The organism is Candidatus Accumulibacter sp. ACC003 (genome assembly GCF_907163085.1).
Classification (GTDB): domain Bacteria; phylum Pseudomonadota; class Gammaproteobacteria; order Burkholderiales; family Rhodocyclaceae; genus Accumulibacter.
The window spans coordinates 19,208-34,220 of the sequence record NZ_CAJQTX010000007.1; the positions used below are offsets into that span (position 1 = coordinate 19,208).

The window sequence follows — 15,013 nt, forward strand, 5'->3', positions numbered from 1 at the left end:
TTGTTCTCGTGCCGGGATCAAGGTGATACGTGGCCTGTAGAATTTTTGGTCATGCGCAGGTAGTCGAAGACCAATCGGATGTTGCGGTTGAGGTGGCGCATTTTTTCGGAAATGCTGGTTTTGCCGTCGGAGAAGTGGTGCAGGATTCCGACGGCAAAGCGGCGCAGGCGTGACATGTTCTCGGGTCCGTAACCAGTCCGAATACGGCTACGGTCCTCGTCGTAGTTCCAGTCGATGACGTAGTGACAGCGGTTCTCTATCGACCAATGGCCGCGATTGATGGCGAGGATTTGCTGTGGGCTGGCCTGTTCTGGAGGGCGACTGGTGATCCCGAGAGCGATTTCGTGCGTCCGCTTGCCGCTCTTCTTGTGCAGCACTTCGCGCTCGATCAAGAACACCTGGCCGACATGCGGGAAGTCGAGATAGGCGTTGAGGGCATTGCTGCACCAAATACGCCGAGTCTCGATCCGACCATGGTCAGGTGGCGAAACCGCCATGAAGTCTGCCCCCTTCCGATCCTGGAAGAGGAGCGCGATATCGGCTTGCAGTGTTGGCTGATTGCCTTTGACCGTGAAGTGATAGTGCGCCTTGCGCTCCACCAGGTAGGTCGCCAGCTTGCGCTGTGTCAGTAGCGCGTCGGCGGTGATGTCCTTGCCCTGAATATCGATCGCATCGAGCAGGGGTATGAACATCCCGATTTCATTGGTCTGCTTGAGCTCGTCCCCGCCATTTACGGGCAAGGTGCCGACTTTTTTTGGGTGTGGCACACGCCGGTCTGATGCCCGACCACACTCATGATGTGCGTTTGCTGACCGTGCTCGTCATGGGCATTGCGCATGGTCTTGCCGTCGACCGCCAGACTGGGGTCGTCTTGAGCATAGGCCTTGTTCCACTGCTGACACGCTTGGTCGAGTGCCGTGGGATCGACGCGGATCAGGACGTCACGAATGATGAACTCGCTGGGTACGCGGTAAACGCCCTTCTCGCGACGACAGCGGAAACGCTCGCGTGCTTTCGGTGTGAGGTCTTTGGCCCACCCGGCGATGGCTTTGTAGCCCTGCATTCCGCACAACGCCGCCGCCGTGGCGATGGCCAGCACGGCCGGCAGGGGATGGCGTCTTCCTTGCGCGCGCCGCGGGTCGGCGATGCCGGTAAAGAAATCGGGAAGCGTGCGCATCTGTTCGGCGGTGAGCATCATCCTGGGCGCTCCTGTGCGATAGCGGGGGTTGAGTATCGAGCGGGAAAGTTGGCCGCGAGCGTCCGCCTGCAAGGGGCGAACAAAGACAACTTTGGGCGACGTCGGGTGGGCGCTGTAGCCTTCTCGGGTGCGGCGAAAGCCTTGCGTCAGCCCCAGAGGCGTCCAGTTCGCGGCGCGATAGACGGTCCCCTGGAAGCGCGAGGGGTCCACAAAGGTCTCCAGCAGTAACAGCGGCTTCCCGAAATGCGCCTGCCAATCCTCGGCGACCCGTCGCTCGCACAGCGAGAGCACCTTGGAGCCGAGATTGGGGTAATGCCAATCGGGAAGGATCAGAAAGCGACTGTTGTTGGCGACCAGGCCCAAGCGATCGTACTGATGCCGATAGTCCCAGCCGATCCAGCGGTCACGAACGCCGCATTTCCAGGCCGCCGCAGAGAAACTCAGCAGGGCCGTCCACTTTTCGCCGTAGGTGGCCACGTACCAAAGCGTGTGCCCGATCTTCGCCAGGTCGCCCAGGTAGTGATGCTCTGCCATCAACTCCCGATAGCGAGCCTCTTCGCTCTTGCCCACCAAGCGAACACGCAATGCACCAAGAACGCTTTCCATGCGCCATTTATACGGACTTCCGGCGCAGATGTCCAGGGGGAAGAACTAACTGCTTGATTGCCCGTGCGTTGCCTGAGAGGACAAATCCACCCTGCCTCGCTGGCGCAGGCGGTTGACATTCAGGCGCAAACGGTCATGACATGTTGAGATACCCCAGATCATGAAAGTCATGACCGTTCCCCTCCACTTGCAGTGCGCATTCCGGCTTGCGCGCCGGAATCGTTCGCCGGGCAGGGAGCAGGCTCCCTGAATTCCCCGCCTCACCCCCTGGCCCTTCTCCCGCGAGGGGAGAAGGGAGCTTCGTGAGTCGCTTGCGCGACTTTCACATTAATGTTCACCGCGCGGTGATCCTTTCATGAGGACTCGGGGACGCGCGCTTCCTATCATCGTTCGTGCGGGCTCGAGGTTTCGGGCTCGATTTCCCATCTGACTCTTTCCTCGAGGAGAACCGCGATGCACGAACGTCTTGCCATTCCTTTCCGCCTGGTTGCCGGTGTTGCCGCGCTGGCCTTCTGTGCCACCGCCGGCGCGGCACAGATCCAGGTCAGCATCACCAACCTCGCGCCTAGCCACAGTATCAGCTTCACGCCATTGCAACTGGGCTTCGGCAACGGCAGTTTCGATCCCTTCAACAGCGGTGATCCTGCCAGCGCCGCGCTGACCCCCCTCGCCGAACTCGGCAATGGCAGCGCATGGCAGGCGGCGTTTGCCGCCGCCGATGCCAATTCGACACGTGCCGCGATCGTCGCGCCGGTCGTCGGTGTCTTGCTGCCTGGTGCCAGTACCAGTAGCATCTTCACGGTCGACTCGGCAATCAACCGCTACTTCACTTTCGCGGCGATGGTGCTGCCGAGCAACGACTCGTTCATCGGTAACGAGTCGCCGATGCAATACCAATTGTTCGACGTCGCCGGCAAGCTGGCGATCACGTCGATCGTCCAGACGGCGAACGACATCTGGGACGCCGGCTCCGAAGCCTTCGATATAGCGAGTGCTGCGTTCGTCGGCGACGCGGGGCTGCACGCCGACGAGGGAGGGGTAATCAGCAAGAACTTCACGCAACTCGCCGGCTTCGACACGCTGACCACCGGTGCCAACTATGTCTTCGCCAGCCAGCTCGACAGCGCTACGCCGATTTATCGCATCAGCTTTCAGGCGGTGCCCGAGCCCGAAAGCCTGGCGCTGATGCTGCCCGGCCTGCTTGCCGTTGGCTGGGTCGGCCGCCGGCGCAACAAGCGAAGCGCCACGTCGACTGTCGTGCCGGTGTGAACGGCAGCGCCGGCTTTGTTCGCTTCGTGACATGCTGTCGGCGCCGGCGCCGACAGCGCGCCGCGTTGGTCGTCGCATGAACGAGCAACTGTTGCTTGTCGAGGACGACGATGCGATCGCCGGCGCCTTGCGCCTGCACCTTGAAGAAGCCGGCTACCGGCTGCATCGCGAGTCCGACGGACTGCGCGCGATGGCGGCCATCGACCGCCAGCGTTGGGATATGGTGCTGCTCGACCTGATGCTCCCCGGCGCCGACGGCTGGGACGTCTGCCGCCATCTGCGCGCGCGCCACGCCGACGTGCCGGTGATCATGCTCAGCGCGCGTTCGGCCGAGGCGCACCGCGTCCTCGGCCTCGAACTTGGCGCCGACGACTACCTCGCCAAGCCGTTTTCGATGCTTGAACTGGTCGCCCGCGTGCGCGCCCTGCTGCGCCGCATCGAGCAGTTGCGCGCCTCGCCGGCGGTGGCGTCGGAGTTGCGCTTTGGCCCCTTCCGCCTCGATACCGTGCGCCGCGAACTGCTGCGCGCCGACAGCGCCGTGCCGCTGACGCTGCGCGAATTCGACCTGTTGCACTTCCTGGCGCGTCACCCGGGCCGCGCCTTCAGCCGCGGCGAACTGTTGGCCCGCGTCTGGGGCGCCGGTTTCGACGGCTACGAGCACACTGTCAACTCGCATATCAACCGCCTGCGCACCAAGATCGAGGACGACCCGCGCGAGCCGCGCCGCATCGTTACCGTCTGGGGTGTTGGCTATCGTTTTGAAGAGACTTCGCCATGAGTACGGTGAGCCGTGACGTGGCGTGCTCGGCGCGGCGTGCGCCGCGCCCGGGGCGTTTGCGGCGTTCGTTTTCCTCGCGGCTGACGATGACCATGGCCTTGCTGTTGCTCGCCTACGGGGCGCTGGTCGGCGTCCTCGGCTGGCACGTCGCCGCCGAGGACGAGCAGGAGTCGCTGCAGCGCCTGTCGCACGGGCTCGCCCGGCACATCGTCGAACACTGGCCCGAGATCACCGTCCGCGAGCACGACCGCGACCAGGCCGACCGCGCCGCGCGCGACGAGCTGCTGTCGATGCTGATGGTCGTCAACCCCGGCATTCAGGTTTACGTGCTCGACGCCGACGGCCGCGTGCAGGCCTACATCGGCGACCCCGGCATGGTGCAGCAGGAGCAGGTCGACCTGCGGCCGCTGCGTGCCTTCCTCGGCGGCGCCGTCTTGCCGCTGCGCGGCAGCGACCCGATGGGCTCGGGCATTCCGCGCATCTTCAGCGCCGCGATGTTCCCGCCGCGGGCCGGCGACAGCCGCCCGCCGGGCTACCTCTACATCGTCCTCGACGGGCCGGCGCGCGAAGCCGTCGCCGGGCAACTGAGCCAGCGTCGCGTCTGGCAGAGCACCGCGCTGGTCGCCGGCCTGGGGCTGCTGGTGACGCTGGCGGTCGGCGCCTTCACGCTGCGCCGGCTGACGCAGCCGCTGCACCGTCTCGCGCGTCGCCTGCGCGACTACAGCTTGCATACCCTGCACGCCGCCGAAGCCGACCGCCGCTCGTTGCCGAGCGCTGGCGATGAAGTGCAGGCGATTGGCGCCGCTTTCGACGAAATGACCGAACGTATCGAGTCGCAGGCCGCGCGCGAGCAGCAACAGGCGAGCGCGCATCGCGAGACCATGGCCAGCGTCGCGCACGATCTGCGCACGCCGCTGACGGCGCTGCACGGCCACCTTGAAGCGCTTGCCGGCAAGGCGTTCGCCGAGCCCGGGCAGCGCCAGCGCGTGCTCGCCGCGGCGCTGGCGCAGAGCGACAAGGTGCGTCGCCTGTCGCAGCAGCTCTTCGAATTGGCGGCGCTGCAATCGACCGACCAGTTGCTGCACTGCGAGCGTTTTCGCCTCGACGAGCTGGTCGCCGACGCGGTGCAGAAATTCGAAGTCAACGGCGACCCGCCGCCGGTGACCCTGCACGGCGAGCCGCCCGGGAGACTTGAGCTCGATGGCGACCTGCAGCTCATCGAGCGCGCGTTGACCAACCTGATCGATAACGCCTTGCGCCATGCCCCTGGCGCCGCGCCGGTGCGTGTCAGCGTCAGCCAGGACGGGCGACAGGCGCGGATCACCGTCGAGGACGCCGGCGGCGGCCTGCCCGAAGAAGTGCGGCATCGCCTCGAACACGGCCAGTCGCTGCGCGACCCACCGCTCAGGCGCAGCAGCGGCGGCATCGGCGGCCTCGGGCTGGCAATTGCCCAACGCGTCGCCGCACTGCACGGCGGCAGCCTGCGACCCTTGCCGTCGCCGAACGGCGGCACGCGTCTTTGCCTGGCGCTGCCGCTGGCACAGGCGATGTAGGGGGCTGGCTGGCCCGTGCTGGTCGCTGCTTCGGGGTGATCAAACTCATCAGCTTGGCCGACCCTGCCGGCGTCACATACAATCGGGCACCCCCCAAACCCGCAACGAGGAGCCCGCGATGCCCACCACCACCCTCAAGATCACCGGCATGAAATCCGACGACTGCCTGCGCCTCGTCATGAACGCCATTCAGGACCTGCCTTGTATCGGCTCGGTCGACGTCTCGCTGGCAAGCGGCGAGGCGACGATCGAGCACACGACGATGGTCAGCGAGAGCGACATTCGCGAGATCATCGAGGACGCGGGCTATCCGACGGAATAGCGAAGGCGGGAAAGCGGCTCGTTGACAATCGCGACCTGGCTCCTCAGGCGGTCGCGACGAGGAGCGCAGCGACGCGACAGTCCAGCAGCTTGCCGCGCCTGCCGGCGATTTATCCGGCCGCTGACCGTTTTCGCCTCGTTGTCGACCGCCTCTCAGCTGCGCCGGATCGTTCCAACACACTGGCTTGGTTTGCCTGCCGGCCGGACACCAGTCTTCGAGTCGCGCTTCCAATTCGCCCTCTGGCATCAGCCGAAGCAGAGCTTTGATGCGCTGCGGATCGTCATGCAGCTGCTGCCGGTCTTCGCGCCGTTGCTGCTCGGCCCCTCCGTCGTTCCTTCGCCGTGTTGCCAGCCCTGCGCTGTCGTACCTTCCCACCAGCGCTCGTCGTTGTAGGCTCCAGCAGCGATACCCACCTGGCGCGGCAGCAGGTAGTCGCCGTGTGCGCCGCGACACCGTTTGCAGCGCGGGTCGCCGAGTTCACCAAGCCCGCTGCCTGGGATCGCTCTGCCTTGGCCGTCGAGTTCGTCAATCAGTCTCTGGAAGATGTCCTGCAGCTGGTCGCTGGCGTCGGCGCGCACGGCGTCTAGAAGCCGCGACAGCGCGTGTGGTTCGCCGACGCAGCCACGATCCAGCCAACCGCTCACGCCGCGCACCGTGAGGTCGCTCGTCGCGCCGCGTTGGTCGGTCGAATCGTAAATGTCGCGATGTTGGTCGTGAACGGCGAGGCTTAGCCCGGTGTCACGGCGGCTCGCGTCCATCAGGGGTCGTAGCAGTGCGCTTCCTTGCTGGCGTTTATTCATGGCTGGTGACGAGAGAGGGGCAAGGTCTGGCGCTCGCTTGTTCTTGTCGGCGGCGGGCCAAGCGAGCCGGCGCATTGCTGCCCATTGCGGTGCGCTGTGCGAGAATGAACGCCGAAGTGAACGTCAACGCGCATTCGCACGACCAACGATCTGCAACCCGGAGGCCATCGACGCAATGCCTGCCGACTCGCCACCGCCCGCTGCCGCGACCTACGACTCGGGCTACAAGCTGCTCTTTTCGCACGCCCAGGTCGTCGAGGACCTGTTGCGCGGTTTCGTTGCCGAGGACTGGGTCGCCGAGCTTGATTTCGCAACGCTCGAAAAGGTCGCCTCCAGCTACGTCAGCGACGATCTGCGCGAGCGCGAGGACGACATCGTCTGGCGCCTGCGCCACCGCGGCGATTGGCTCTACGTGTACCTGCTGCTCGAATTCCAGAGCAGCGTCGATCCATGGATGGCCTTGCGGGTCATGGTCTATACCGGCTTGCTGTATCAGGATTTGATCAAGAGTGGCGAGATCGGCAGCCAGCAAAAGCTGCCGGCGGTTTTTCCGCTGGTTCTTTACAACGGGCGCCGTCGCTGGACCGCGGCCCGCGAAGTCAGCGAACTGATTGAGCCCTTGCCGGCCAGCTTGCGGCCCTATCATCCGGCGCAGCGCTATTTTCTGCTCGAGGAGGCGGCGCTCGGTGACGCCGAACTGAGCGACACGGCGAACACGGTCGCCGGTATCATTCGTCTCGAAGGCAGCCGTGCGCCGGCGGACGTGCGGCGAGCGGTGTCACTGCTGCAGAAGCGTTTGCAGGGACCGGAATATGCGAGCCTGCGCCGCGCCTTCGTCGTCTGGATCAACCGCGTCGTGCTGCGCCGGCTGATGCCCGGGCAGGAAATGCCCGAAGTCAACGAACTACAGGAGATCGACACCATGCTGGCAGAAACCGTCGACGAATGGACCAAACAGTGGAAAGAGGATGGCCTGCGCGAGGGGCGGCAGCAGGGCTTGCAAGAGGGGCGGCAAGAGGGGCGGCAAGAGGGGCGGCAAGAGGGGCGGCAAGAGGGCCTGCAGCAGGGCGAGGCGGCCTTGCTGCAGAAGCAGCTTGCGCGCCGTTTTGGCACGCTGCCGGCATGGGTGGCGGAACGGCTGGCGGGCGCCAGCTCGGCGCAAGTCGAGAGTTGGGGTCTGCAGTTGCTCGACGCGGCGACGCTCGACGACGTTTTCGCAGGCGACTCCCAAGCGGCAGCGGTCGACTGATCACGTCCGTCGCGCTCAGACCTGACGATAGCCGCCGGCAGGAACGAAGCACCCCCGTGCGTCGCTGCGAACGCACGTGCCGCCGTTGCCGGACGCGGTCGGCAGAGGTTTTTGGCGATTGTCGGAAAAGGAGCTGCCAGATGGCGCCCGATTATCGGTCGCGTTCAAGGCGCGACAACGGGCGAATGCGCGAAGCATGTTTGCCTGCCGCCAAATCTCGTATTCAATGCGCATGAAAACGACTGCAGGCCCAATTCGTCACAGCCTGCCAGGTTTGATTTGATGAAGCGGGGAACGTCTGTTTCTTCATGCCACGAGCAACACTCGAGCAGTGATTCTTGTTGTTCGTGCATCCTTGGCGCAGACTCTTCGTCTTCCGCAGTAAGGTGAGCTCAAAAGCGAAAGTCGTCATGCAAATCGATACCTCCCAAGCGTCCCATGAACAGAATCGCACGCTCCGTTGGCTTGCTGGTGTTACTGTAGCCGCTCTTTTTTGCTTGGCTGCCTACACCCATCTGACAGAGTTCGCCGATGGCGTTTTGCGCCTGCTGGGTTTGCGCCGAGAAACCGCATTTGGTGAGGCACTCCATTTTTTCTTCTATGACACGCCGAAGGTGCTGTTGCTACTGACGGGAATCGTGTTCGTGATGGGCGTCATTCAAACGTTCTTTGCGCCGGAACGTACGCGAGCACTGCTTTCGGGGAAAAGGGTAGGCGTTGGTAACCTTCTGGCCGCTACGCTGGGTATCGTGACGCCCTTCTGTTCGTGCTCGGCCGTCCCTTTGTTCATCGGTTTTCTGTCTGCCGGCATCCCTTTGGGTGTGACCTTCTCGTTCCTGATTTCGGCGCCCATGGTCAACGAAGTGGCTCTGGCGCTCTTGTTTGCCATGTTCGGTTGGAAGGTTGCCTCCCTGTATCTCGGCCTCGGACTCCTGGTCGCCATCGTCTCTGGTCTGGTCATCGGTCAAATGAAGATGGAGCGTCATCTGGAGGATTGGGTACAGGCCATGCAAGCGGGAACAGACCGGGGGCCGGGGGGCTGCGAGCGGGAATCCCTGACCTGGGTAGCACGCTGTGAGGCGGGCCTTGCGCACATCCGGGAAATCGTCGGCAAGGTATGGCCTTACATCGTTGCCGGGATAGCCCTCGGCGCTGGCATTCATGGCTACGTGCCGGAGGACTTCATGGCCTCCTTCATGGGTAAGGACGTGTGGTGGGCCGTTCCGGCCGCCGTTTTGCTCGGCGTGCCCATGTACACCAACGCGGCGGGCATCATCCCCATTGTTGAGGCTCTGATCGGCAAGGGCGCTGCGCTCGGTACCGTATTGGCTTTCATGATGAGCGTCATCGCCTTGTCGGCCCCCGAGATCATTATTCTGCGTAAAGCATTGAAGCCGCGCCTAATCGCGACATTTGTCGGCGTTGTGGCTTGCGGAATCCTGTTGGTGGGTTACGTATTCAATGCCGTTCTATAGGGAGAGCATCATGAAAGAAGTCAAGGTTCTGGGTCCCGGCTGTGCGCGATGCAAAGCCGTCAGCGAGATGGTGAAACAGGTGGCCGAACAGACGGGAGTTGCCATCAACCTGGAGAAGGTTGAGGACATGGCAAGGATCGTCGGCTATGGCGTTATGAGTACGCCTGGACTGGTCATTGATGGCCAACTGGTGCACTCGGGCGGTCTGCCTGATCCAAAGAAAGTGGCGGCCTGGCTGCAGAAGAGCGGATAAGCGGCCAACTGTCACTGCTGTGATTTGATTGTCATGCTTGACGCGGACGGCAATGAGCCATATTGGCAACGCCAGGCAGTCAATTCAGGGCGGCTTTGGAATAGCTTGCGGCCACCGGCTTACCGTCAACGCCACTGGCCGCAGGCGGTCGTGAGCTGAAATTCGAGCGGCCACGAAACACGCCGCGAAACCGCCGGCAACCCTACGATGCGGCCAACGACCGTTCTCGCCCGCGACGATAGCCGTCGCCGGCAAGCGGCACGCCCACCAGCGCCACACGGCTTTACAGCGCTCGTCGCGGGCGCGTAGTATCGCCCGGCTGCAGGCGGCTGCTGGGCCAGCCATTTTGGCAACTTGTTGAAGAGGCAGCGAACGATGTCTGACCATAGCTGGGCGTGCCCGGTCTGTCACAGCAAAAACCTTACGGACGCCGAAGTTTGCGGCGAGTGCGGTGCGCTGGTACCGCTTCGGTCTGGATCGGATTCCCGACTGTCGGCGACCGCGACGACGGACAAAGCGCCTGATGGCTACGCGGCAAAGCGTAATCAGGGTCTCGATTCGCGGTTGGCGGGCGATTCGCCCGTAGCCGTCGGTGCCAAGGCGGCCTCGGTGTCTGCCGCCGGTGGCGAGCCGCCGGTCGCAGAATTGTCGCCGGCCGGGCTCGGCACCGAGCAAGCGAGCGAAGGCTTCTTCGCGTCCCGCGACAGCACTTTGGCGAGAGCCAGGATCTGCGCGCTGGCCGGGTTGCTGGTGGCACTTGTCGTGGCGGTCCTGAAACACGGCGGCTTGTCGTCTGACGCGCTTATTACCGTGGCCATCCTGCTCCTCTTCGCGCTACCCATAGCGCGCTATTTCCGCGAGCAACTGCGATTTGGCGAGGCGCTGGTGATTCTCGGCGACGAAGCCATCACGGCGCCTATTCTTGTCGGCAAGGAAAAGGCGCTGCGCTGGACAGAGATCGAGACGATCACCGTCGACGCCAAGTACGGCAGCCGCCTGCTGACATTTCACCTCAAGGCGGTCGACGGCTTGCGCGACGAGCGGCGGTCGTGGACGGGGGGCAATCCGGCGCGGCCGACATTGGGATTGCTGGCCTTCGCGGCTGCTGATCAGGAACAACTCCTCGACGCCGTCAGGCGCCACCACCGCCTGGCGCTGAGCGCGCTCGCTGGCGAGAGCGCAACGACGACCAGCGAGCCACAGGAAGTTAACGAACTCCGCGAGAGCCGACAGTGTCAGGAGCGAATCAAGGCGCTGCAGCCACACACCTGGGCGACCTGGGTGCTGATCGGCGTCAACGTCGTGATCTGGCTGGCGACGCTACTCTTTGGCGCCGAGTTCTGGCGAACGCCCGCGGCAAACCTCGTCGCCTGGGGCGGCGTCGCGGCCTTCGAGGTGCAGCAGGGCGAATGGTGGCGGCTGCTGACCGGCACCTTCCTGCACGGCGGCTTGGTGCACCTGGCGATCAACATGCTCGGGCTGTACGCCGTCGGCCAGATCATCGAGCGGATTTACGGCGCCCGCCTTTTGGTCATTATCTATGTGGGTTGCGGGCTGCTCGGCAGCGCCTTGAATCTCTCTTTTGCCGCCCAGTACGCGGTATCCGTCGGCGCCTCGAGCGCTGTTTTCGGCGTCGTTGGCGCGCTGCTGGTGACGGTCTTCCGGCATCGCGACAAATTGCTCAAGTCCTTTGGCAAACCGACGCTGCTCGGGGTCGGATTTTTTGTTTTCTATGCGCTCTCGATGGGCTTTGCGAACGGTGGCGTAGGCAACGCGGCGCACGTCGGCGGCCTGCTCGGAGGCTGCCTGGCGGCCTTCATTCTGCCGACGCGTTTCGATCCCGATCACTACCGGACGAGCGTTGCCACACGGACGCTTGCCACGCTGGCACTGTTTGCCCTGGCGACTGCCAGCCTGGTGGCCATGGCGCCATTGGCAACGGTTGCCAGCGCGCCGCTTCCGGAGCGGGTGCAGTAAACGACCCGCCATAGCCGCCGCCGCGGCTTCGATCATTCCTTACCACTGGCTGGAGCTGCAATGGATCCCTTGACGCATGCACTGCTCGGCGCCAGCGCCGCACAGGTCGCCCTCGGCCCGCGCCTCGGCCGGCAGGCGTGGCTGCTTGGCGCCGTCGGCGGTGTTCTGCCCGACGCCGACATCCTGATCAGGAGTTCGGCGGACCCCTTGCTGGCGATTCAGTATCACCGCCACTTCACGCACGCGCTGGCCTTCATCCCGGTCGGTGGCCTGGTCGCCGCGTCGCCGTGGTTGGCGCAGCAGCGCTATCGCCCGAACTGGCGAGCGATCGTCGCGGCGACCACCATCGGCTACGCAACGCACGCGCTGCTTGACGCCTGCACCAATTACGGTACGCACCTGCTGTGGCCGTTTTCGCCCTTGCGCGTGGCCTGGAACTGGATTACCACCATCGGTCCGCTGCTGACGCTGATCCTGCTGATTGGGCTGGTCTTCGCGGTGCGCCGGCGCGCGCGCTGGCCAGCGGCGCTGGCGCTGTTCCTGAGTTTGGCGTACATCGGCGGCGCCGCCTGGCAGCGCGAGCGCGCGCTGGCGGTACAAGAGCGAATCGCGGCCGCGCGTGGCCATCCGCTGGATCGTGCCGAGATGTTCCCGACGGTCGGCAATCAGCTGCTCTGGCGATCGGTCTACCAATCGGGCGAGACCTTGTATACCGACCGCTTGCGAGTCGTCGGTGCCGACGCGACGCGCTGGCAGGAGGGCAGCAAGGTCGATCTGCTGCTGGCCAGTGATCTGCCGCCGTCGGCGCTTGCCGACGAACGCGTGCGTCGCGACTTCGCTCGCTTCAGCTACTTCTCGGCCGGTTGGGTGGCGCGCGCCAGCGCTGACCCGAGCGTCATCGGCGACGCCCGCTACTCGCTTACCGTGAAAGAACACCCTCCTGAAGGCGAGCGAATCTCTGGCACTTGATGCCATTGAGAGCAACAGGCGGGAAGAGTAGCTCAGGCGGCAGCGGGGATAAAACCGTGCTTCTTGAGCATCTTCAACCAGCGAGGGGCGTTGCGTGCAACAGATAGGGCTTCGAAGTCGGTTGCCGAGTCCCGGTAGTGCGTCTGTCGGCTGATCAACAGGAAGACCGTTTTGAGAATCTTGTGGGCGATGGCGACGATGGCGCGCTTATGCCCTCGTCGCAAGCGAAGCGCCTCGAACTTGGACTTGAAAGCACATCGCGTCCGACTGGCCGCGTGGGCGAACTGGCAAAGCAGGCGTCGGACCCAGGGGTTGCCTTTTCGTATTCGTCCGGTCTTGCGCTTGCCGGCGGACTCGTTGTTGCCAGGACAAATGCCCACCCATGAGGCCAGTCGATCAACCGAGCCGAAGGCGCTCATGTCATTACCGATCTCGACCAGCAGCAAGGCGGCACCGACGGTGTTACGTCCGCCGCTCTCCAGGAACTGACGGCGTGAGATATCCCGTGGACGGCGAGGGCGAAAGAAGGCGGCCTGCCTGAAGGATGTTGGGACGAAGTGAACGAAAGAAGGGCCGGGACAACTCTGCTATCGTGGGAAGTTATCAAGACAAACCACACAGCAAAGCGCCCAGCCCATGCAGCGAATTGTAGCCGGCATCGAGACGATCGAGCAGCATCTTGAGGCCATCAAGCAAACCCCCGAAGCGTATCGACCGCCGTGCTGCCCGCATTGCGGCCTGAAGATTCTCTGGCAGCACGGGCACTACGAGCGCAAGGCCGACCGGCGAGCCGGGCAGGATTCACTCAATCCGGTGCCGATCTGCCGCTACTGTTGCTCTGGATGTCGGCGGACGTGTTCGCGTCTGCCGGCGTGCATCGCGCCGCGCCGCTGGTATGACTGGTCAGTGCAGCAAGCGGTCCTGGCACAGCGGCTGAGCGGTGCGCCCGATCGCCCCGGCGCACCCGGCGCGGCGCCCGAGCGGCGCACCGCCGGTCGCTGGTGGGCCTGGCTCCAGGAGCGCCGCCTGCTGTTCGAGTTTCACCTGCGTGCTCGCTTTGCCGACCTCGGGCGGACGGTCGACGGCAGCGCTTTCTGGCGCCGGGTGTTCGAATCGATCGGCCTGGCACAGGCCATGACCTGGCTTGATCGGGAGATCAGCGTCCCGTGATGAACTGATTCCGAACGAGCGGCAGACGGTGAGGTCCCCGCCCGGGCGGGGACCCCACACAGTTTGCTCCTGTCATTAGAACGGCCGTTCTGGTTTGATCACCGCTCCGATTTATCACCAGGAGTGGTTATGAACCCGATTGATCCGAAAGCCCTGTTTCGCCTGTCCGTTCTCGGTCCCCTGATCAGCCGCGAGCGGCTGGAACGTGGCGAACTGCAACAGCTCCTCCGGGAGCTGGCCAGCCGCGAGTACGCCATCCCCGGCAGCCGTCGGCGCTATCTGAGCGAGAAGACGATTCAGGCGTGGTACTACGCCTGGCGCCTCCGCCAGCTTGACGGCCTGACGCCCAAGCCGCGCGCCGACCGCGGGCAATCGAAGCTCCCGGCCGCCACCCAGGCGGCCATTCTCGCCGCCAAGCGCGACAACCCGCGGCGCTCGCTGTGCCAGATTCGACAATTGCTCGAAGCCACCGGCACCGTCGCCCGTGGCCGCCTGGCCCGGTCGACCATTCACCGTCTGCTGCAGCAGCACGGCCTGTCACGAATCAGCGGCTCGGCCAGCCTGCCCGAGGAGAAACGCAGCTTCGTCGCCGCGACAGCGGGGGCGATCTGGTATGGCGACGTGATGCACGGCCCACGCGTGCCGATCGACGGCAAACTCGCCAAGAGCTATCTCGTGTCGCTCTTCGACGACGCCTCCCGGCTACTCACGCACAGCGCCTTCTGCCCCGGAGAAACCGCCCTGGATATCGAAGGCGTGCTCAAGCAGGCGGTGCTCAAACGCGGCATTCCGCTCAAGCTGGTGGTCGATAACGGCGCCGCCTACCGCGCCGAGACGCTGCAAGGGATCTGCGCCCGGCTGGGCATCCACCTGATTCACTGTCGGCCGTACGCGCCCGAGGGCAAAGGGAAGTTGGAGCGCTGGCACCGCCGCTGCCGCGATCAGTTTCTCAGCGAACTCGATGAGCGCCATATCGCCAGCCTGGACGATCTCAATGCCCGCCTCTGGGCGTGGCTTGAACAGGTCTATCACCGCAGCCCGCACGCCGGTCTCGCCGGCATGACGCCGTTGGCGCGTTACCAGCAGGACCTGTCCAGGATTCGTCCGTTGGGGCCGTTGGCGGCAAGCCTCGATGCCCTGTTCCAGCATCGCGTCACGCGACTGGTCAGGAAGGATGGCACGGTATCGTATCAGGGACAACGCTTCGAGGTGCCCTTTGAACTGTCGGGCAAAACGGTGTCTCTGGTGGTCGATCCGCATACCGAGACGGTGATCGGCGTCGAGGACGAGCAAGGGGAACCGATCGGTGCGGCGACGCCACTCGATGCGCTGGCCAATGCCACGCGCCAACGACGCCAGTCTGACCCAGCGGACGCTAGTCCTGCCCTTGCCCC

General features: G+C 64.4%; 13 protein-coding genes and 2 pseudogenes. 11 read left to right on the top strand and 4 right to left on the bottom strand.

Annotated features, from left to right (window positions below):
- Nucleotides 1-17 precede the first annotated feature (17 nt).
- Together QZ656_RS15475 and QZ656_RS15480 are read right to left on the bottom strand one after the other, a co-directional pair.
- On the bottom strand, nucleotides 18-767 hold the full coding sequence (locus QZ656_RS15475) for an ISAs1 family transposase (RefSeq protein WP_291992873.1): 750 nt from the start codon (nucleotides 765-767) through the stop codon (nucleotides 18-20).
- Nucleotides 731-1,804 carry a Druantia anti-phage system protein DruA gene (locus QZ656_RS15480; protein ID WP_291994243.1) on the bottom strand — a complete coding sequence of 358 codons (1,074 nt, stop codon included), beginning with the start codon at nucleotides 1,802-1,804 and terminating at the stop codon, nucleotides 731-733. Before QZ656_RS15480 ends, QZ656_RS15475 begins: the two co-directional genes overlap by 37 nt.
- A 453-nt stretch (nucleotides 1,805-2,257) precedes the next feature.
- Between QZ656_RS15480 and QZ656_RS15485 the strand changes: the two genes are divergently transcribed.
- From QZ656_RS15485 to QZ656_RS15500, 4 genes are all read left to right on the top strand, one after another.
- Nucleotides 2,258-3,073: a spondin domain-containing protein gene (locus QZ656_RS15485; RefSeq protein ID WP_291994244.1), complete on the top strand. Its 816-nt coding sequence runs from the start codon at nucleotides 2,258-2,260 to the stop codon at nucleotides 3,071-3,073.
- A gap of 76 nt (nucleotides 3,074-3,149) precedes the next feature.
- The gene (locus QZ656_RS15490) at nucleotides 3,150-3,851 is read left to right on the top strand and encodes a response regulator transcription factor (protein WP_291994245.1); all 702 of its coding nucleotides are present in this window, start codon (nucleotides 3,150-3,152) and stop codon (nucleotides 3,849-3,851) included.
- The gene (locus tag QZ656_RS15495) at nucleotides 3,848-5,404 is read left to right on the top strand and encodes a HAMP domain-containing sensor histidine kinase (RefSeq protein WP_291994246.1); all 1,557 of its coding nucleotides are present in this window, start codon (nucleotides 3,848-3,850) and stop codon (nucleotides 5,402-5,404) included. The genes QZ656_RS15490 and QZ656_RS15495 overlap by 4 nt, the downstream gene beginning before the upstream one ends.
- Nucleotides 5,405-5,522: 118 nt before the next feature.
- A complete protein-coding gene (locus QZ656_RS15500) occupies nucleotides 5,523-5,726 on the top strand; it encodes a heavy-metal-associated domain-containing protein (RefSeq protein ID WP_291994247.1) in 204 nt (67 codons plus the stop codon).
- A 245-nt stretch (nucleotides 5,727-5,971) separates the two neighbouring features.
- On the opposite strand, the gene QZ656_RS15505 is transcribed toward QZ656_RS15500, so the two are convergent.
- Nucleotides 5,972-6,484: a hypothetical protein gene (locus QZ656_RS15505; protein ID WP_291994248.1), complete on the bottom strand. Its 513-nt coding sequence runs from the start codon at nucleotides 6,482-6,484 to the stop codon at nucleotides 5,972-5,974.
- A 217-nt stretch (nucleotides 6,485-6,701) separates the two neighbouring features.
- Between QZ656_RS15505 and QZ656_RS15510 the strand changes: the two genes are divergently transcribed.
- The 5 genes from QZ656_RS15510 (at nucleotide 6,702) to QZ656_RS15530 (ending at nucleotide 12,449) form a co-directional block, all read left to right on the top strand.
- Complete coding sequence (locus tag QZ656_RS15510) at nucleotides 6,702-7,775, top strand: Rpn family recombination-promoting nuclease/putative transposase (RefSeq protein ID WP_291994249.1); 1,074 nt, start codon at nucleotides 6,702-6,704, stop codon at nucleotides 7,773-7,775.
- Nucleotides 7,776-8,185: 410 nt separating this feature from the next.
- Nucleotides 8,186-9,250, top strand: coding sequence for a permease (locus tag QZ656_RS15515; RefSeq protein WP_291994685.1), 1,065 nt, complete (start codon nucleotides 8,186-8,188; stop codon nucleotides 9,248-9,250).
- A 10-nt stretch (nucleotides 9,251-9,260) separates the two neighbouring features.
- Entirely contained in the window at nucleotides 9,261-9,503 is a 243-nt protein-coding gene (locus tag QZ656_RS15520) for a thioredoxin family protein (RefSeq protein ID WP_291994250.1), read from the top strand.
- Nucleotides 9,504-9,878: 375 nt separating this feature from the next.
- Nucleotides 9,879-11,480 (top strand): rhomboid family intramembrane serine protease, encoded by a 1,602-nt coding sequence (locus tag QZ656_RS15525; RefSeq protein ID WP_291994251.1) that lies wholly within the window; start codon nucleotides 9,879-9,881, stop codon nucleotides 11,478-11,480.
- Nucleotides 11,481-11,540: 60 nt separating this feature from the next.
- Nucleotides 11,541-12,449 carry a metal-dependent hydrolase gene (locus tag QZ656_RS15530; RefSeq protein ID WP_291994252.1) on the top strand — a complete coding sequence of 303 codons (909 nt, stop codon included), beginning with the start codon at nucleotides 11,541-11,543 and terminating at the stop codon, nucleotides 12,447-12,449.
- Between the two features lie 32 nt (nucleotides 12,450-12,481).
- Here the strand turns inward: QZ656_RS15530 and QZ656_RS15535 are convergent.
- Nucleotides 12,482-12,904: pseudogene (locus tag QZ656_RS15535) on the bottom strand (transposase); the annotation flags it as partial.
- A gap of 181 nt (nucleotides 12,905-13,085) precedes the next feature.
- On the opposite strand from QZ656_RS15535, the gene QZ656_RS15540 reads away from it, so the two are divergent.
- On the top strand, nucleotides 13,086-13,619 hold the full coding sequence (locus QZ656_RS15540; RefSeq protein WP_291991888.1) for a DUF6431 domain-containing protein: 534 nt from the start codon (nucleotides 13,086-13,088) through the stop codon (nucleotides 13,617-13,619).
- Between the two features lie 129 nt (nucleotides 13,620-13,748).
- Nucleotides 13,749-14,987: pseudogene (locus QZ656_RS15545) on the top strand (DDE-type integrase/transposase/recombinase); the annotation flags it as partial.
- Between the last annotated feature and the right edge of the window lie 26 nt (nucleotides 14,988-15,013).